The 18,898-nt window shown below is 61.1% G+C and carries 16 protein-coding genes; 12 read left to right on the forward strand and 4 right to left on the reverse strand.

Going from position 1 to position 18,898, the window contains the following annotated elements; genetic code table 11:
• The first annotated feature begins 4 nt into the window (after positions 1–4).
• The 3 genes from cobT to BV911_RS00125 all read left to right on the forward strand — a co-directional run bounded on the left by cobT (position 5) and on the right by BV911_RS00125 (position 4,134).
• A complete protein-coding gene (gene cobT, locus BV911_RS00115; protein WP_086051559.1) occupies positions 5–1,879 on the forward strand; it encodes a cobaltochelatase subunit CobT in 1,875 nt (624 codons plus the stop codon).
• On the forward strand, positions 1,879–3,699 hold the full coding sequence (locus BV911_RS00120; protein WP_086051560.1) for an aminopeptidase P family protein: 1,821 nt from the start codon (positions 1,879–1,881) through the stop codon (positions 3,697–3,699). Before cobT ends, BV911_RS00120 begins: the two co-directional genes overlap by 1 nt.
• A 93-nt stretch (positions 3,700–3,792) precedes the next feature.
• A complete protein-coding gene (locus BV911_RS00125) occupies positions 3,793–4,134 on the forward strand; it encodes a DUF427 domain-containing protein (protein WP_086051988.1) in 342 nt (113 codons plus the stop codon).
• Positions 4,135–4,215: 81 nt separating this feature from the next.
• Here the strand turns inward: BV911_RS00125 and BV911_RS00130 are convergent, their stop codons facing one another.
• The 3 genes from BV911_RS00130 to BV911_RS00140 form a co-directional block, all read right to left on the reverse strand.
• Entirely contained in the window at positions 4,216–5,583 is a 1,368-nt protein-coding gene (locus BV911_RS00130; RefSeq protein WP_086051561.1) for an aspartate aminotransferase family protein, read from the reverse strand.
• Between the two features lie 50 nt (positions 5,584–5,633).
• Complete coding sequence (locus BV911_RS00135) at positions 5,634–7,118, reverse strand: NAD-dependent succinate-semialdehyde dehydrogenase (RefSeq protein ID WP_086051562.1); 1,485 nt, start codon at positions 7,116–7,118, stop codon at positions 5,634–5,636.
• 118 nt (positions 7,119–7,236) lie between these two features.
• Complete coding sequence (locus BV911_RS00140) at positions 7,237–7,719, reverse strand: Lrp/AsnC family transcriptional regulator (RefSeq protein ID WP_086051989.1); 483 nt, start codon at positions 7,717–7,719, stop codon at positions 7,237–7,239.
• A 69-nt stretch (positions 7,720–7,788) separates the two neighbouring features.
• Between BV911_RS00140 and BV911_RS00145 the strand changes: the two genes are divergently transcribed.
• The 9 genes from BV911_RS00145 to doeB all read left to right on the forward strand — a co-directional run bounded on the left by BV911_RS00145 (position 7,789) and on the right by doeB (position 17,379).
• The gene (locus BV911_RS00145) at positions 7,789–9,177 is read left to right on the forward strand and encodes a PLP-dependent aminotransferase family protein (protein ID WP_205963779.1); all 1,389 of its coding nucleotides are present in this window, start codon (positions 7,789–7,791) and stop codon (positions 9,175–9,177) included.
• Positions 9,178–9,391: 214 nt separating this feature from the next.
• Complete coding sequence (gene dctP, locus BV911_RS00150) at positions 9,392–10,402, forward strand: TRAP transporter substrate-binding protein DctP (RefSeq protein WP_086051563.1); 1,011 nt, start codon at positions 9,392–9,394, stop codon at positions 10,400–10,402.
• A gap of 68 nt (positions 10,403–10,470) precedes the next feature.
• A complete protein-coding gene (locus BV911_RS00155) occupies positions 10,471–11,052 on the forward strand; it encodes a TRAP transporter small permease (RefSeq protein WP_240512085.1) in 582 nt (193 codons plus the stop codon).
• 12 nt (positions 11,053–11,064) lie between these two features.
• Positions 11,065–12,351 (forward strand): TRAP transporter large permease, encoded by a 1,287-nt coding sequence (locus BV911_RS00160; protein WP_086051564.1) that lies wholly within the window; start codon positions 11,065–11,067, stop codon positions 12,349–12,351.
• 44 nt (positions 12,352–12,395) lie between these two features.
• Positions 12,396–13,178 carry an aspartate/glutamate racemase family protein gene (locus BV911_RS00165; RefSeq protein WP_086051565.1) on the forward strand — a complete coding sequence of 261 codons (783 nt, stop codon included), beginning with the start codon at positions 12,396–12,398 and terminating at the stop codon, positions 13,176–13,178.
• A gap of 8 nt (positions 13,179–13,186) precedes the next feature.
• A complete protein-coding gene (gene eutB / locus BV911_RS00170; protein WP_371587766.1) occupies positions 13,187–14,182 on the forward strand; it encodes a hydroxyectoine utilization dehydratase EutB in 996 nt (331 codons plus the stop codon).
• Positions 14,182–15,174, forward strand: a complete 993-nt coding sequence (eutC, locus tag BV911_RS00175; RefSeq protein ID WP_086051567.1) for an ectoine utilization protein EutC — start codon at positions 14,182–14,184, stop codon at positions 15,172–15,174. Before eutB ends, eutC begins: the two co-directional genes overlap by 1 nt.
• A gap of 4 nt (positions 15,175–15,178) precedes the next feature.
• Entirely contained in the window at positions 15,179–16,366 is a 1,188-nt protein-coding gene (doeA, locus tag BV911_RS00180) for an ectoine hydrolase DoeA (protein WP_086051568.1), read from the forward strand.
• Complete coding sequence (gene doeB / locus BV911_RS00185) at positions 16,366–17,379, forward strand: N(2)-acetyl-L-2,4-diaminobutanoate deacetylase DoeB (RefSeq protein WP_371587675.1); 1,014 nt, start codon at positions 16,366–16,368, stop codon at positions 17,377–17,379. The genes doeA and doeB overlap by 1 nt, the downstream gene beginning before the upstream one ends.
• A gap of 61 nt (positions 17,380–17,440) precedes the next feature.
• On the opposite strand, the gene tig is transcribed toward doeB, so the two are convergent.
• A complete protein-coding gene (gene tig, locus BV911_RS00190) occupies positions 17,441–18,772 on the reverse strand; it encodes a trigger factor (RefSeq protein WP_086051569.1) in 1,332 nt (443 codons plus the stop codon).
• Positions 18,773–18,898 lie beyond the last annotated feature (126 nt).

Genomic DNA, 18,898 nt, shown 5'->3' on the forward strand with positions numbered 1-18,898 from the left:
CCCCATGAGTCATCCCGAGAACCCGTCCGACCCGTTCAAAAAAGCGCTGACCGAAGCGACGCGGGTGCTTGCCGACAATCCTGAGCTGACGGTCACCTTTTCAGTGGACCCGCCGGGCATGACAGACGATTCCGTGCGCCTGCCGCAGGTCAGTCGCCGGATGACCAAAGCCGAAGTGCTTTTGGCGCGCGGCACCGCCGACGCCTTTGCCTTGCGGCACCGGTATCATGATGCGGCGACCCATGCCCGCTATACTCCGGACGGTCAGATGGCCCGCGACATCTATGAGTCGTTGGAAACGGCGCGCTGCGAAGCGGTCGGTGCCCGGACCATGCCCGGAACCGCTGGAAATATTGACGCCAAAATCGCGCAAGAGGCCGAACGTAAAGGCTATGCGGGCATCAGCAAATCCGAAGACGCACCGCTGGCGGTGGCTGCGGGGTATCTGCTGCGCCATCTGGCCACCGGCCGCGCCCTGCCCGAAGGGGCCGCCAATGTCATGAAGCTGTGGCAGGGGTTCATCGAGGATCAGGCCGCAGACACGCTGAGCGACCTGGATCGGACGCTCACGGATCAGGCAGCTTTTGCCCGACTGTCGCGCCGGATGATCGAAGATCTGGGCTATGGCGATCAGTTGGGCGAAGACCCCGACGCCGAAAGCGAAGACCCCGATAACGACGCGCAGAATGACGAAGACGCCCCTGACGCCGAAGACGATCAGTCGGACGAGTCCGAAGGCACCGATGACGCCGAGGCCGCGCCCGACCAGTCTCAGGACGACAGCATGGACAGCGCCGAGGCGCAGGTCACCATGGACGAAATGGCCGATTCCGAGATGACCGACGACAGCGAACTGGCGGATGGCGAGGCCCCGCTGGATCCGCCGCCACCGCCGCCGATTTCTGATGCCGATCCCAGTTATCACGTCTTCACTCAAGCCCATGACGAAGAAATCCGGGCCGAGGATCTGGCCGAACCGGCCGAGCTTGAGCGCCTGCGCGCCTATCTGGATCAGCAGCTTGAACCCCTAAAAGGCGCTGTCAGCCGCTTGGCGAACAAGTTGCAGCGCCGCTTGCAGGCGCAACAGAACCGCGCGTGGGAGTTCGATCTGGAAGAAGGCACGCTGGATGCTGGGCGGCTGGCCCGGGTCGTGGCGAACCCGACCACCCCGCTCAGCTTCAAAGTTGAGAAGGACATGGAGTTCCGGGACACCGTCGTCACCCTGTTGCTGGACAATTCCGGGTCGATGCGCGGCCGTCCAATTTCAATTGCGGCCATCTGCGCCGATGTCTTGGCCCGGACGCTGGAACGTTGCGATGTGAAGGTGGAAATTCTGGGCTTTACGACCCGGGCTTGGAAAGGCGGTCAATCGCGTGAGGATTGGCTGGCCGAAGGCCGACCGCAGCAACCGGGCCGCCTGAACGATTTGCGCCACATCATCTATAAGTCCGCGGCAGCGCCATGGCGGCGAAGTCGGCCCAATCTTGGCCTGATGATGAAGGAAGGCTTGCTGAAGGAAAACATCGACGGCGAGGCTTTGGAATGGGCGCATCGCCGGATGCTTGGCCGGCCCGAAGCCCGCAAAATCCTGATGGTCATTTCCGACGGCGCACCCGTTGATGACAGCACGCTGTCGGTCAACTCTGCCAGCTATCTGGAAAAGCATCTGCGCAATGTCATCGCCATGGTCGAGAAACGCCGGGCGGTGGAACTGATCGCCATCGGCATTGGCCATGATGTCACCCGCTACTACGGTCGCGCCGTGACCATCACCGACGTGGAGCAACTGGCCGGGGCGATGACCGAGCAGCTTGCCTCGTTGTTTGATAGCGACCCACGCGCCAAAGCCCGCTTTGGCGGCCTGAACAGGGCAAAATAATGTTCCAAAGCTTTGAAGCAGCGACCCGCCCGCAAGACGGCCCGCCCCGTCTGGTGGCGCTAAGGGCCGCGATCTCACATGCCGGACTGACCGGATTTCTGGTGCCGCGCGCCGATGCCCATCAGGGCGAATATGTGGCCGCATATGATGCGCGGTTGGCTTGGCTAACCGGCTTCAGCGGATCGGCCGGGTTCGCGGCGATCCTGCCCGAGCGTGCCGGGGTGTTCATTGACGGGCGCTACCGGGTTCAGGTCCGCAGCGAGATCGATGCCACCGCGTTCTCGCCGGTCCACTGGCCCGAGATCAAATTGGCCGATTGGCTGAAAACCCATGCTGCACCCGGCGCCAAGATCGGCTTTGATCCGTGGTTGCACACCGTGGCCGAGATCGAGGCCCTGCGCACAGAACTGACCGGCACCGGCATCACGCTGTTTGAAACCGCCAATCTGGTTGACGCGATCTGGGCGGATCGCCCTGCCCCACCCGATGGCAAAGCGCAAGCCTATCCCGAAGCCCTCGCCGGGCGCAGTGCCGCCGACAAACGGCAATCACTCGCGCAAAGCTTGCGCGATGCGGGACAGACCGCGGCGATCCTGACCCTTCCGGACAGCATCGCATGGTTGCTGAACATCCGGGGAACCGACCTGCCCCGGGTGCCCGTCATGCAGGCCTTCGCGATCCTGCACCACGATGCCCAGGTGTCGCTCTATGCCTCGCCCGCAAAACTGGCAGGGCTCTCTGACCACCTTGGCCCAGAGGTTACCGTCGCCGACCCTGCCGACTTCGCGCCCGCCTTGGCCGCGCTGACCGGGCCTGTTCGGATCGACCGCGACAGCACCCCAATGGCGGTCAAACTGGCCCTTGATGCCGCCAAGGTTGCCACGGTCTTTGGCCGCGATCCCTGCATCCTGCCAAAAGCCTGTAAGACTGCCGCCGAAATTGCCGGCGCCGAAGCGGCGCATCTGCGGGACGGCGTCGCCATGGTCGAATTTCTAAGCTGGCTCGACCAGCAAGCCGCACAACGGGTTTTGAACGGCGGCACACCCCTGACGGAAACCGAGGTGGTCACCGCACTGGAAACCTTCCGCCGTGCGGGCAATCAATTACAGGACATCAGTTTCGACACCATCTGCGGTGCGGGTCCGAACGGCGCGATTGTGCATTACCGCGTTACCGACCTCAGCAACCGGACGATAGAGCCGGGTCAGTTGCTGTTGATCGACAGTGGTGGACAGTATTTGGACGGCACTACCGACATCACCCGGACCGTCGCCATCGGCACACCAGAGCCCGATCACCGCGCTTGTTTTACCCGGGTTCTGCAGGGGATGATCGCGATCAGCCGCGCCCGGTTTCCCGACGGGCTGGCTGGGCGCGATCTGGATGCGCTGGCCCGCTACCCGCTGTGGTTGGCCGGACTGGATTATGACCACGGTACCGGCCACGGCGTCGGCGCGTTTCTGTCTGTCCATGAGGGGCCTCAGCGCCTGTCGCGTGCCGGGCTTGAAGCCTTGAAGCCGGGGATGATCCTGTCCAACGAACCGGGCTATTATCGCACCGGAGAATTTGGTATTCGGATTGAGAACTTGATCGTCGTCGGTTCTGCACCCGCCATTGACGGCGGCGATGCGCGGTCGATGCTGTGCTTTGAGACTTTGACTTATGTACCTGTGGATCTGCGCCTCGTTGACAGCGCACTTCTAAGCCGCGATGAACAGGTCTGGCTGAACACGTACCACGCTGAGACCCGCGCCCGCCTTGCGCCGCTGGTGTCGCCTGCGACCCGGGACTGGCTGATTGCAGCCACCCAGCCGATCTGACGATCACAGGTCACAGCCTGTCACCTTGGTGACAGGAACGCACTTCATGCTGGACGCATAGCTAGGGACAGATTGAATCAAATGATGGACAATATGACAAACGAGACAAGCATCGTCGCAATTGAAGGAAAATGGGTCGTTTACGTGACCGGGGCTGTCTACGCCGAAACCCAACACGCTTTGGCTTTGCGTCAACTCGGGTCGGCGGATGTGATCTACATTCCCAGAGATGACGTCGCGATGGCATTTTTCGACAAGACCGATCAAAGCCGGGACCTTCCCGGGCTCGGCACCGCAGAGTACTACTCCATCGACACCAAAAGCCGGGTCTTGGACAATGTCGCCTGGTCGATTGAATCGCCAACCGAGGCAGCGGCGCAACTGCGCGGCTATCTGGCCTTTGATTCCGCAGTGGTTACGGTCGAACGGCAATAACCACCGCACCACGCGGCAGCAGCACGCAATGGCGTTCGGCTCTGACTGAGCCGAACGCCATTTTTTCTTTCCACGACCGGATTAGCCCAGCGTTTCTGTCACCGCTTTGCCCATGGCATCGACGATCTGATCCGCTTCTTGGGTCGTCAGGCACAGCGGCGGCGCAAATCCGGCAATATCGCCTTCTGGCATCGCCCGCGCAATGACGCCCTCGGCCAACAGCGCGCCAACAACCCGCGCCCCGACCTTGTCGTTCGGATCAAACAGTTTTCCGGTGTCTCTGTCGGCAAATTCCACAGCCGCCAGCATGCCTTCGCCGCGAATATCCCCCACCATCGGGTGATTGCCGATCCGGTCGATCAAGGCCGCACGGAAATAGGACCCAACCTCGCCCGCGTTCTTCACCAGTCCAAGACGATCGATCAATTCCAGATTGGCAATGCCCGCCGCGGCCCCGATTGGGTGCGCCGAATAGGTCCAGCCATGTCCCAGCGGGCCGTTTTCATCCGTGCCCTGCATCAACACCTGCCACACCTTGTCACCGATGATCGAGCCGGACAGCGGCGCATAGGCCGAGGTCAGGCCTTTGGCGATGGTAATGATATCCGGGCGCATCCCGTAGTGATCTGACCCCATCATCGTGCCAAGCCGACCAAAGCCGGTGACGACCTCATCCGCGACCAGCAGGATGTCGTGCTTGGCAAGAACCTCTTGCACCGCATCCCAATATCCAGCCGGCGGCGGCACCAGCCCGCCGGTTCCCAGCACCGGCTCGCCAATGAAGGCGGCGATGGTGTCGGCACCTTCGCGTTCGATCAGGGCTTCCAGTTCGGCCACCAGATGCGCGGTGAACTGCGCCTCGGACATGGTGCGATCCGGGCGGCGGAAATAATAGGGCGCGTCGGTGTGAATGACTTGCGTCAACGGTAGGTCGAATTTCTTGTGGAACACGCCCAGCCCGGTCAGCGATCCGGTCATCAGACCCGAGCCATGATAGCCGCGCCAGCGTGAGATGATCTTCTTTTTCTCGGGACGGCCAAGGATGTTGTTGTAATACCAGATCAGCTTGATGTTGGTCTCATTGGCGTCCGAGCCGCTAAGCCCGAAATACACTTTCGACATGCCCGCAGGCGCCCGGTCCATCACCATCTTCGACAGGGTGATCGATGCTTCGGTGCCATGCCCGACATAGGCGTGGTAATAGGCCAACTCACGGGCTTGATCGGCAATGGCTTCGGCAATTTCCTGACGGCCATAGCCAACATTGACACAATACAGCCCGGCAAATGCATCCAAAAACCGCTTGCCGTCACGGTCCTCAATAAAGACCCCTTCGCCGCCCTTGATGATCCGGCTGCTGGTCTCGCCCCGCGCATGGGCCGCCAGATGGGTCGACGGATGGAAGAAATTTTCGCGATCCCAAGAGCTGAGCTGGTCATTGGTAAGCATTGATGGTCCTTTCAGAGGAAGTCTGCAGTGAGTGGAACGCGCCGCCGGGATTACCCCCAGTCACGGCACACATATTTGATATCGGTAAAAGCCTCGAGCCCCTGCCGGGCGCCTTCGCGGCCAAGGCCGGATTGTTTCATGCCGCCGAACGGGATCGGCGCGCCGGTGACCTTGGTCCGGTTGACCGCCACCATGCCGAATTGCAACGCCCGGCTGAGCCGGTAAATTCGGCGCGGGTCTTGGCTGTGCAGATAGGCGACAAGGCCGTATTCGGTGGCGTTGGCCCGGCTGACAGCTTCTTCCTCGGTGTCGAACGCGGCAATGGCCGCGACCGGGCCGAAGGTTTCTTCATGGAAGATCAGCGCATCGTCGGACACATCAGCCAAAACGGTCGGTTGAAAGAACAGTGGCCCCATGGCCCCGCGTGCGCCCCCGGTCAGACACCGCGCCCCTTTGGCCAAGGCGTCAGCGACATGCAGCTCCTGCTTGCGCACGGCTTTTTCGTTCATGAGCGGCCCCAGATCGCAATCCTCCATCCCCGGCCCAAGGGTCAGGGCGGCGCTGCGTTCCGCGAATTTGGCGCAAAACGCGTCATAGACCGGACGCTCAACCAAAAAACGGTTCGCCCCGAGGCAATCCTGACCCGAAGTCGCGAACTTGGCCTTGATCGCCTCGTCCACCGCCCGATCAAGATCGCAATCCGCGAAGACGAGGAACGGCGCGTGACCGCCCAATTCCAGAACCAGTCGCTTCACGGTCTGAGCCGCGCCGCGATACAGCAACTGCCCAACCTCGGTCGATCCGGTGAACGACAGCGCCCGTACCCGAGGATCATCCAGCCACGGGGTCACGATTTCAGGCGCCATCCCGGTCACCACGTTGAACACCCCTGCGGGGATCCCGGCCCGCACGCTCAGTTCTGCCAAGGCCAGCGCAGAAAACGGCGTTTCTGCCGACGGATGGACCACCACGGTGCAACCTGCGGCCAGCGCAGCCGCGGCCTTGCGCGTGATCATCGCCGAGGGGAAGTTCCACGGCGTGATCAGGGCGGCCACGCCAACCGGCTCGCGCCACAATTCGACCTCGGCATCCACCAGATGCGACGTCACCCCTTCGATATTGGGGCGTTTGGCTTCTTCGGCGTAGAATTCCAGAAAAGCGGCGGCGTAATCGATCTCTCCGCGGGATTCGGAAATTGGCTTGCCTTGCTCCCGGGTCATGATACGGGCCAGATCTTCGCGATGCGCGATCATCAACTCGAACCAGCGCCGCAGGCATGCCGACCGATCCTGCGGCAAGGCGGCGGCCCAGTCCGGGAACGCGCCCGATGCGGCGTCGACCGCAGCGCGGCTATCTGCGCCGGTCAGGCGCGCAACATGCCCCAGCAGCGTCGCATCCGCCGGATCATGGACCGCGATAACCGCCTCTTCACCCCCCGACACCCACGCGCCATTGATGAACGCCCGGTCACAAAACAATTGCGGGTCCTCGAGCGCGAGCGAGGCATGCGAAACTTGGGATACGGCATGTGGCATTAAGAAAACCCGTCTGACAAAATTGCGTTGGCCGCACCATAACAGACCTTCTGCCAGCGATTCCGCTGAACTGGGGCGATTGCCAAGGCAGTTCTTCTGTTTGACCGGGCCGCAGCAGTCATTCTACCCGCGCGCCCAGCAAGCTGGCCAACGGCGGTGCGCCAGACTTGACCTGCTTTGTCACCACATACGTAAAGTAGCGTTTAATCCCGATCCGGGCGTCCAGCAGATCATCAATCAGGATTTGATAGGCCCCGATATTGGTGGTCATCACTTGCAGCAGATAGTCATAGCCGCCACCCGTCGCCCAGCAGGCGATGATTTCGTCATACTGCGCCATGGACCGCTCAAACAATTGAAAGGCCGCCGCAAGGTGGGATTCCAGTTCAACCTGCACGAATACGGTCAGTAATTCAGTGGCTTGCGTTAAATCAACCTCGGCGCGATAGCCCTTGATCAGGCCTGAGTTTTCCAGCCGCTTCAACCGCTCCCAGCAGGGCGAGCTGGACAGGTTGACCCGGCGGGCCAGTTCAGACTTTGAAATCCGCCCTTCCACCGACAGAATCTGAAGGATTTGAAGGTCGCGCTTGTCCAGTTCGATGGTCATGCCCTCACCTAGGCCGGGTCAGAATTCCTTGTCAAACCCTTGCCGCCCACTCATAATTGAATCATGACAATATGGCCACCAAAACGCGAAGAGCTATCTCGTCCCGCCTATCATTCCCTCGCTCAGAGGCTGGTCCAAGCGATCGACGCCGGTGAAGTTCCGGCCGGAACCCGGCTGCCCACCCATCGGGCCCTAGCCTTCGATCTTGGCCTCAGCGTGCAGACCGTCAGTCGCGCTTACGAAGAACTGGCGCGTCTGGGCGTGATCACCGCCGCCGTCGGTCGCGGCAGTTTTGTCATGGCCGGCACCTCGGATGCGCGATTGCCGTGGCAACGCCCGCATCGCGGCGAAGATTTGATCGATTGTTCGTTGCTGGTGCCCGTGACCGGCGACCGGCATGCCGACGCTGCAACCCGGCTGTTTCGCGACCTTGCCGACAACCTGCCGCATGATGCGTTGTTTTCGTTCCGGCCCAATGCAGCGCTGCAAGATCACCGTAGGATCGCGCTGTCGTGGCTTGAGAAGTGTGGCCTAGTGGTGGATTCTGAACGAGTCTTGCCAACCAACGGAAACACCTCGGCGATGACCGTCGCGCTGATGTCAGCCGCCAAACCGGGCGATCTAATTCTGGCCGAGGAATTGGGCCACCACACCTTGCCGTCGCTGACCTCCGCGCTGGGATTGAAGCTGAGCGGCCTGCCGATGGACAAGCAAGGAATTCTGCCACAAGCGATTGACCGGGCTTGTGAAAATGGGCCGGTCGCCGCCGTATTGGTGCAACCCGCCGGGGTCGGCCCTGCCGCCGCCGTCATGGGGCTTGAGCGGCGCAAGCAGGTCATCGAAGTGGCGCGGAAACACGATATCTGGATCGTGGAAAACGACTCGTGGGGGCCGCTGGATCCGACCCGCCTTGCCCCGCTCGCGGCCATGGCCCCGGAACGGGTGTTTTATTTTACCGGACTGTCGAAATGCGTGTTGCCCGGCCTGCGTATGGCGTGGCTGGTGGCCCCGGCATCCAAAGTCTCGGCCGTGCGAAATCGGCATCTCGTGACCAACTGGATGGCCAGCCCGCTCATCGCTGAAAGCGCCTCGCGCTGGATCAAAAACGGCACCGCCGGCGACCTGCTAGACTGGCAGCGTGCGCAGCTGAAACGGCGCAATCAAATTGCCGCACGGGTGCTGGAGGGGTTGGAGTTTTCCGCCAACCCTTATGGATTGCACGTCTGGTTGCCGCTGCTCGGCACGTGGGAAGAGCATGATTTCGTCGCCCTTGCCCGTCATGACGGCATCGCAGTCGCCGGGGGATCGCATTTCACGACCAATGGCCCTTTGCGCACCCCAGCCGTTCGAATTTGCCTTGGTGGCGGCACCGAGGCCGATCTGGAACATGCGCTTAAGGTCATTTCCCGACTAATCCGCAGCCCCGCAGAGCCCGCCGTGCTTGAGATTTAGGCAGACAGGCCAAACCCGCAGGAAACACCTCTAACCGCATTGTCCTGATTCAATAAAAAAATTGACTTGGTTTCACGATCTTCCAACGCTACCATTCATCACGGCTCGGCTTTGCCGTCTTCCGGCATTCCTGAGGCCCCTCGGGTTCCGGACCAAAATCGTATGGCTGTGCCGATCATCCTGATCCGGCGCGCCAAACCAAAAGGAAAATTTCATGAAGATGCGTACATTCGCCAATTCCGTGGCCACCCTCGCGCTGATCGCCGCGAGCGGCGCTGCCACCGCAGACACTTGGCGCTATGCCTTTGAGGAATCCCTTGACGAAGTTCAGGGTCAATACGCCCAGAAGTTCAAAGATTACATCGAAGCCAACAGCGACCATGAACTTCAGCTGTTCCCCTTTGGGACACTGGGCGAGTCCGCAGACATCATGGAACAGGCACAGGCTGGCATCCTGCAATTCGTTGACCAGTCGCCGGGCTTCACCGGCTCGTTGATCCCCGAAGCGCAGGTGTTCTTCGTGCCCTACCTGCTGCCGACCGATCAAGAGCAGCTCGCCCGCTTCTATCGCGACAGCAAAGCCATCAACGAAGACTTCCAAGACCTCTACGCCGCGCAAGGCCTTGAACTGCTGCGCATGTTCCCCGAGGGCGAAGTCGCGATGACCACCAAAGAGCCGGTGACCACCTGCGCCGATCTGGATCAGGTCAAATTCCGGGTCATGACCAACCCGCTGCTGGTTGAATCCTATAAGGCCTTTGGTGCCACGCCAACTCCGCTGCCTTGGGGCGAGGTCTATGGCGGTCTGCAGACCAACATCATTCAGGGGCAAGAGAACCCGACGTTCTTCCTGTACTCGACCAAGATGTACGAAGTGACCGACCACATCACCTATGCGGGCCACAATAACTTCACCACCGCTGTGATGGCCAACAAGGATTTCTATGACGGCCTGTCCGAGGCGGATCAGAAGGTCATTCAGGACGCGTCGACCGAAGCCTATGACTTCATCGTCGAGTACCAAAAAGGTCTGGCCGAAACCGAACTGGCCAAGATCATGGAAGCAAAGCCTGAAATGACAGTGACCGTTCTGACCGAAGAGCAGCGCAGCTGCTTCGTGGATGCGGCAGCCGAGGTCGAAGCGAAATTCATCGAAATGACCGGTGACAGCGGCAAAGCGATTCTGGAGCAGATGAAGGCCGATCTGGCCGCTGCAGCGCAGTAACACGTCCCGCTCCCGGCAGGTTGGCCTTGCCGGGGCACCCCCCTTCCTCGGACCTTTAGGACCCTCCTTTGACCGAAAGCCCCGACAGCCCCGCGCCCCAATCCACGCTGCCCGGCGTGCTGGGTGTCATCGACAATCTGATCGCCCGCATTGAATCGGTTATGCTGGCCGTGGGCGTCCTGCTCATGGCCCTGAATACCGTGGCGAATGTCTTGGGCCGCTTCTTGTTTCAAAACAGTCTATTCTTTTCCGAGGAACTGAACCGCATTCTGATCATCCTGATCACCTTCGCCGGGATCAGTTATGCCGCCCGCCAGGGCCGCCATATCCGCATGTCCGCGATCTATGACGCGGTACCGCCCAAAGGGCGAAAAGTGATGATGGTCTGCATCACGCTGATCACCGCCGTGGTGATGTTCGGCCTGTGTTATTTCGCCATTGCCTATATCGGCACCCAAGCCAGCCGAGGCCGGGTGCTGCCATCCCTGCAAGTGCCGGTCTGGTGGACGCTGATCTGGGTGCCGGTCGGATTTTTCATGACAGGAATGCAGTACCTGCTGACTGCGATCAAGAACCTGACCTCCCCCGACATTTATATCTCGACGACGGTGCTTGAGGGCTACGACACCGACGACACCACCGCGGTCTGAGGAGACACATTCATGGCTTTGACCATCTTCTCGATCATGTTCATCCTGCTGCTTTTGGGCTTTCCCATGATGATCCCGCTGATCATCGGTGCGTTCGTCGGCTTCTATACGATGCTGAACGGCTTCTCGCAGATGGAAACGATGATTCAGCAGTTCATGGCCGGAATTCGGCCCGCCTCGCTGATCGCCGTGCCGATGTTCATCTTCGCCGCCGACATCATGACCCGTGGCCAATCTGCCGACCGTCTGATCGATATGGTGATGAAGTTTATCGGCCACGTCAAAGGCGGGCTTGCAGTTTCGGCGGCGACGGCCTGCACCTTGTTCGGGGCGGTCTCAGGCTCCACCCAAGCGACCGTGGTTGCGGTGGGCAGTCCCCTGCGTCCGCGGATGTTGAAGGCAGGCTATAAGGACAGCTTTGTTCTGGCCTTGATCGTCAATTCATCGGACATTGCCTTTCTGATCCCGCCCTCCATCGGCATGATCATCTACGGCGTGGTCTCGAACACATCGATCTCGGAACTGTTCATCGCAGGCATTGGTCCCGGCCTGCTGATCCTGACCCTATTCTCGATCTATTCGGTCATTTACGCGATTCGCAACAACGTGCCGACCGAACCGAAAGCATCCTGGCGCGAACGGCTGGTAGCGGTCCAGCAGGCAATCTGGCCCATGGGCTTTCCAGTCATCATCATCGGTGGCATTTATGGCGGCGTCTTTTCACCGACCGAGGCCGCGGCCGCCTGTGTGCTCTATGCCCTGATCCTTGAGGTTGTGGTGTTCCGGTCAATGTCACTGCGCGATGTCTACAGCACCGCCAAATCCACCGGCTTGATTACTGCGGTTGTCTTCATCCTTGTCGCCGCGGGGGCCGCGTTCTCGTGGGTAATCTCCTTTGCCCAAATCCCGCAGGCCATCCTTGGCTCCATCGGCATTGACGAGATGGGCCGCTATGGCGTGCTGGCCGTCATCTCTATCGCCTTTTTCATCGGATGCATGTTCGTCGATCCGATTGTGGTAATTTTGGTTCTGGTTCCGGTCTTCGCGCCCGTGGTCAAAAGCGCCGGCTTGGACCCGGTTCTGGTCGGCACGATTGTGACCTTGCAGGTGGCGATCGGTTCGGCCACACCGCCCTTTGGCTGCGATATATTTACGGCGATCGCGGTCTTCAAACGACCTTACCTAGAGGTCATCAGAGGGACGCCGCCGTTTATCGTCATGCTGCTCGGGGTTTCGGTCGCGCTGATCTTCTTCCCGCAAATTGCCCTGTTCCTGCGCGATCTGGCTTTCGCCAAATGACCCCACCCCTGCCTTTTTAAAGGCATCAATGACGGACCACCCCAATGCCGCAGACTTGCGACGTGCTTTTGTCGACCACCCCGCCGGCCTATATCGACCGGTCCGCCGTCACCCGTCTGGGGCTGATCGCCCTAGCCACCGATCTGACCACGGAACGGGATGCCGCCCACTTGATCCCGCAGGACCGGGCAGCGCTGCATGTAGCGCGGGTGGCGTTTGAAAATCCGACCACACCCGACAACCTGCGCCGGATGCTGCCGCGCCTGACCGACGCGGCCAATCTGCTGATCCCAGACGAGCCGCTGGCCGCGATTTATTACGCCTGCACGTCGGCCTCCATTGCCATCGGCGATACCACTGTTTCTGAGGCCGTGGGTGCCGCGCGTCCGGGCGTGCCTGTGGTTACCCCGACCAGCGGCGCCCTTGCCGCGATGGCCGCCCTAGGGGTCGGCCCTATTGCTCTATTCACCCCGTATTTGCCGGAAACCACGGAGCCAATGGTCGGCTTTTTCGATCAAAACGGACACCGAGTCATGCGGGCGCATTGTCTGGGGCTGGAAGATGACCGTGACATGGCGCGGCTAACACCCGAAACCATCATCGATGCCGCGCTGGCCGCCGATCACCCCGACGCCGAGGCCTTGTTCCTATCCTGCACCGCGATGCCCGCCTTGGGCGTAATCGACGCGCTTGAGGCGCAATTGGGCAAGCCAGTTCTGTCATCCAATCTGGCGGGCTTATGGCAAGTGCTTCGGGTGTCTGGACTCGCCCCATCCGGCACTGCGCCGGGCCGACTGTTCCGTCATCACCGTACCGAGGCCCTCTGATGTCTGCCCTGACCAACCCCATCACCGCCGCCGATATCGCGCGCGCCGCGCAAACGCTGACCGGATTGATCCGCCCCACCGCGATTGAGGCCTCACCCAGCCTCAGCACCCGCCTTGGTGTTCCGGTTCACCTGAAACTGGAACACCAGCAGATTACCGGCAGCTTCAAGTTTCGCGGCGCGAGCAACGCCGTCGCCCATCTCAGCCCCGCCGAGCGCGCCGCCGGAGTGATCGGCGTCTCAACCGGCAATCACGGGCGCGGTCTGGCCCGGGCCTGTGCCGATGCGGACGTGCGCTGCGTCATCGCCATGTCCGAACTGGTGCCACAAAACAAGATCGACGGGATTCGCGCCGAAGGGGCCGAGGTTCTGATCGAAGGGCGCAGCCAAGACGAGGCGCAAAAGGCGGTGGACCGCCGGGTCGCGGGCGGCATGACCATGATCCCGCCATTCGATCATCCGCACATCATCGCAGGCCAAGGCACCTTGGGGCTGGAAATCGCCAACGCTTTGCCTGACGTCAAAACCGTTCTGGTGCAATTGTCGGGCGGCGGGCTGATCGCGGGCATGGCCCTTGCTTTAAAATCCCGTCTGCCGCAGGTTCGGGTCATCGGTGTCTGCATGGAACGGGGCGCGGCAATGCAGGCCAGTCTTGCTGCCGGGCACCCTGTCGACGTGACCGAAGAACCCACCCTCGCCGACAGTCTGGGCGGCGGCATCGGCTTGGACAATCGGTTCACCTTTCAAATGGTCCGGGATCTGGTCGACGATGTGATCTTGTTGACCGAGGCTGAAATCGCCGCCGGGATCCGCCACTGCTATTGGCAGGAACGCCAGATCGTCGAAGGTTCCGGTGCCGTCGGGGTCGCGGCGATACTGGCCGGAAAAGTCACGGCACCGGACGGACCGGTTCTGGCCTTACTGAGCGGGCAAAACATCGACATGGGGCTGCATCACCGGATCATCTCGGGCGAAGATGTGGACATCGCCAAGGACACCGCCTGATGCCCAGCATCCGCATCCTGACCGAAGCGGACTTGCGCCAAGCAGTGCCGCTGGACCGAACCGCCATCGGCTGTGTCGAAGATGCCTTTCGGGCGCTGGCGGGCGGCGGAGTCGTGATGCCGCCGATCTTGTCCATGGCGATCGCCGAATTCAACGGCGAGGTCGATGTGAAGACCGCCTACGTTCCCGGGCTGGACAGTTTTGCGCTGAAAATCTCGCCGGGTTTTTTCGACAATCCCAAGATCGGCCTGCCCTCGACCTCGGGGCTAATGGTGCTGTTCTCGGCCCGGACCGGACAGGTCGAGGCATTGTTGCTCGACAACGGTTACCTGACCGATGTGCGCACGGCTGCGGCCGGTGCCGTAGCGGCCCGCCACCTGTCGCGCCCCAATGCTACCCGGGCTGCGATTTTTGGCACCGGGCTGCAGGCGCGCTTGCAGCTTCAGGCCCTGTGCTTGGTGCGCCCGATTGCCAGTGCCACGATCTGGGGCCGCCGGACCGACGCGGCAGAGGCTCTGGCGGCATCCCTGACAGCCGAGTTTGGCATCGCGGTCACAGCCTGCCCCGACCCTGCCACCGCCATGGAGGGGGCTGACATCATCGTTACCACCACCCCCGCGACCGCTCCGATCTTAATGGCCGACTGGCTGCGACCCGGCCAGCACGTCACCGCCATGGGCGCGGACCAGCACACCAAGTCCGAACTGGACCCGGCCTGCCTGACCCGCGCCGACCTCTATGTGCCCGACCGCCTCAGCCAGACCCGGGCTTTGGGCGAACTGCGCAGCGCCATCGCGGCAGGCGTCGTCTCCGCCGATCAAGACTTCGCCGAACTGGGCGCGGTGGTTGCCGGAACGGCGCCGGGACGAACCACACCCGACCAAATCACAATCGCAGACCTGACCGGCACCGGCGTTCAGGACACTGCCATCGCCACGCATGCCCGAACCTGCGCCCTGCGCGACGGTCTCGGGACCACATTGGAGAGCTGATACCATGGCCATTGTCGATACCTTCCGCTTCTCGGATGCCGAATATGAAAGTCGCCTAGCCAAGGTGCGCATCGCCATGGAGGCAGCCGGGATCGACACCTTGATCACCTGCGATCCGTCGAACATGGCGTGGATCACCGGCTATGACGGCTGGTCCTTCTATGTCCACCAAGCGGTGGTGGTCAGTGCCACCGGCGCCCCGGTCTGGTTTGGCCGCGAACAGGACGCACAAGGCGCGCTCCGCACCGTCTATATGGAAGAACCGGACCTGATCGGATATCCCGACTTCTTCGTGCAATCGACCGAACGGCACCCGATGGACTATCTGGCCGCCAAGCTGACCGAGCGCGGCTGGCACAAGGGTCGGATCGGCGTCGAGATGGACAATTACTGGTTCTCGGCCAAGGGGTTTCAGGCGCTCAGCGCCGGGTTGCCAGATCCATTGGTGGATGCCACCGGGCTGGTGAACTGGCTGCGCGGGGTCAAATCTCCTGCTGAATTGGACCGGATGCGCAAAGCCGCCCGGATCGTCGAGCGGATGCACGAACGGATCGCGGAAAAGGTCGAGCCCGGCATGCGCAAATGCGATCTGGTGGCCGACATCTATGACGCCGCCCTGCGCTATGATGAGGAGTTGGGTTTTGGTGGGGACTATCCCGCTATCGTGCCGCTGCTGCCCTCGGGAACCGACGCCGCCGCGCCGCATTTGACGTGGGACGACAAGGAAATGAAGACCGGCGAAGGCACGTTCTTTGAAATCGCCGGATGCTTCAGGCGCTATCACTGCCCGCTGAGCCGCACCGTCTTTCTGGGCAAGCCAACCCAGCAATTCCTCGACGCCGAAAAGGCGGTTCTTGAAGGCATGGAGGCGGGACTAGAAGCCGCCCGCGCCGGCAATGTCTGCGAGGATATCGCCATTGCCTTCTTCAACGTCCTGCAAAAATACGGCATCGTGAAGGACAACCGCACCGGCTATCCCATCGGCCTGTCCTATCCGCCCGACTGGGGCGAACGCACCTGTTCACTGCGCGCGGGTGACCGGACCATTCTGAAACCCGGCATGACCTTCCATTTCATGACCGGCCTCTGGCTGGACAATTTCGGCTTTGAGATCACCGAAAGCATCGTCATTCAGGACGGCGCCCCGGAATGTCTGGCCAATGTGCCGCGCAAACTGTTGGTGAAGTCCTGATGTCCGCGCTTTTGCCTCCGAACCCAATCACCGCCACGGTGCCGTTCGATCAGGATGGCATTCACCACGGATTTCTCCGGTTGCCCTATAGCTGCGACAGCTCTGCCTGGGGGTCCATCATGATCCCGATCACGGTGGTTCGAAACGGCATCGGCATGACGGCCCTGTTGACCGGCGGCAATCATGGCGATGAATATGAGGGCCCCATTGCCTTGCAAGGGCTGGCGCATGATCTGGACCCTGCCAGCATTGAGGGCCGGGTCATCATCGTGCCCTTCATGAACACCCCGGCATTTCATGCCGCGCGCCGCACCTCGCCCCTTGATGGCGGCAATCTAAACCGCAGCTTTCCGGGCAAGCCGGACGGCACGCCGACGCAAAAAATCGCGGATTATTTCACCCGCACCCTTCTGCCGATGTCAGATTACGTGTTGGATTTCCATTCCGGCGGCAAAACGTTGGATTTCGTGCCCTTTGCGGCGGCGCATCTGTTGGACGACGGCAACCAGCAAGAGGCCTGTATCGCCGCCATGCACGCCTTCAACGCGCCCTACGCAATGACCCTGCGCGAGATTGACGCCGTCGGCATGTATGACACCACCGCCGAAGAGGCCGGAAAAATCTTTGTCTCGACGGAATTGGGCGGCGGCGGCACCGCAACTGCGCGTTCGGCCGGCTATGCCAAGAAAGGCGCCCGGAATTTTCTGCGCTACGCTGGCATTCTGACCGATGCAGCACCGGTTCTGGAGCCGAGCATCGAAATCGATACAACCCGAGGCGATTGCTACCATCTGGCCGAATATGGCGGCTTGGTCGAATGCCTTGTCGATCTGGGCGACGCGGTCAAGACGGGGGAACCCTTGGCGCGAATCTGGCCCTCTGATCGCAGCGGCACCGCCCCGCGCATCGTCACAGCCCGGTCCGGCGGGATTCTGGCCGCCCGGCACTTCCCGGGGCTGATTGCCCCCGGCGATTGCCTTGCTGTCGTCGCCGAAGTGGTCTCGGGCGGCTGACGATCAACGCAAAAGGGCCGCGCAAGCGCGGCCCTTTCTAAATCTAAAGGTCGGATCGACCTTATTCGTCTTCCAGCGCCTCAACGGCCTTCTGAAGGTCGTCTTTCGAGATTTCTTTCTCGGTCACGGTCGCCAGTTCGAAGATGTAATCTACAACTTTGTCTTCGAACAGCGGCGCACGCAACTGCTGCTGCATCTGTTGGTTCTTTTGAATGAATTCAAAGAACTGACGCTCTTGTCCCGGGTACTGACGTGCCTGAGCCATGATCGCTTGGGTCATCTCGGCATCGGACACCTGAATCTCATTCTTCTGACCAAGATCGGCCAGATAGAGACCCAGACGCACGCGACGCTCGCCCAGTTTGCGGTGCTCGTCGGTGGTTTCGATTTCCGGATGATCGTGGCCTTGAACGTCCGGGTTCTCTTCGTGCCACAGCTGGTGCGCGATCTGACCGGCTTCGGCGTCAACCAAGCTGGGGGGCAGATCGAAGCTGACGACACCGTCCAGCGCGTCCAACAGGCTGCGCTTCATAACAGCGCGGGCGGCACCGGCGTATTCGGCTTCCAGACGCTCGGTGATCTGACCTTTCAGAGCAGCCAAATCCTCGGCGCCGAATTTCTTGGCCAACTCATCGTTCAGCTCAGCCGCTTTGGGGGCTTTCACCGCTTTGATCTTGCACTCAAAGACCGCGTCCTTACCGGCCAGATTCTTGGCTTGGTAATCCTCGGGGAAGCTGACCTTCACCTCAACGTCGGTGCCTGCGACGGCGCCAACCAGTTGCGATTCAAAGCCGGGGATGAACGAGTTCGACCCCAAAACCAGCGGGTAATCTTCGGCAGCGCCGCCCTCGAAGGCTTCGTCGTCAACCTTACCCAAGAAATCGATCACAACCTGATCGCCATCTTCCGCAGCCGCACCTTCGTCGCGATCGCCAAAGTCTTTGGCGGTTTCGGCAAGGCTGGCCAATGCTTCGTCGACCGACGCGTCATCGGCTTTTACAACCAGACGTTCCAGCGAAATGGCCTTCAGATCCGTTTCCGGCACATCAGGCAGAGCTTCGTACGACAGCGTCACTTCGACATCGTCGCCTTCTTTCCAGTCCTCATTCGTCATTTTGACGTCGGGCTGAAGTGCAGGACGATCGCCGGTTTCTTCGAAATGCTTGGTCATCGCGCCGTCGATGCTTTCCTGCATCGCTTCGCCCAGCACCCGGGGGCCGAACTGCTTTTTCAGCAGGGCCATGGGCACCTTGCCCTTGCGAAAGCCTTTCATTTCGATGCCGGGCTGCGCCTCGGCCAGCTTGTCGTTCACTTTCGCGGCCAGTTCGGCGGCGGTTACGGTGATCGAGTAGCCGCGCTTCAGGCCGTCGTTCAGGGTCTCGGTGACCTGCATTCTGGTGTCCTCATTCGTCCATTTCCACAGGGGAACAGCCCCCGTGGCGGGGTGTCAAAAATCACGGGCCCTTTTATTGGCCCCTTTGATCCGTTGCAAGGGTCAATGGCGGCTCTGGCAACCGAC

The organism is Pseudoruegeria sp. SK021, from assembly GCF_002119405.1.
GTDB lineage: Bacteria > Pseudomonadota > Alphaproteobacteria > Rhodobacterales > Rhodobacteraceae > Meridianimarinicoccus.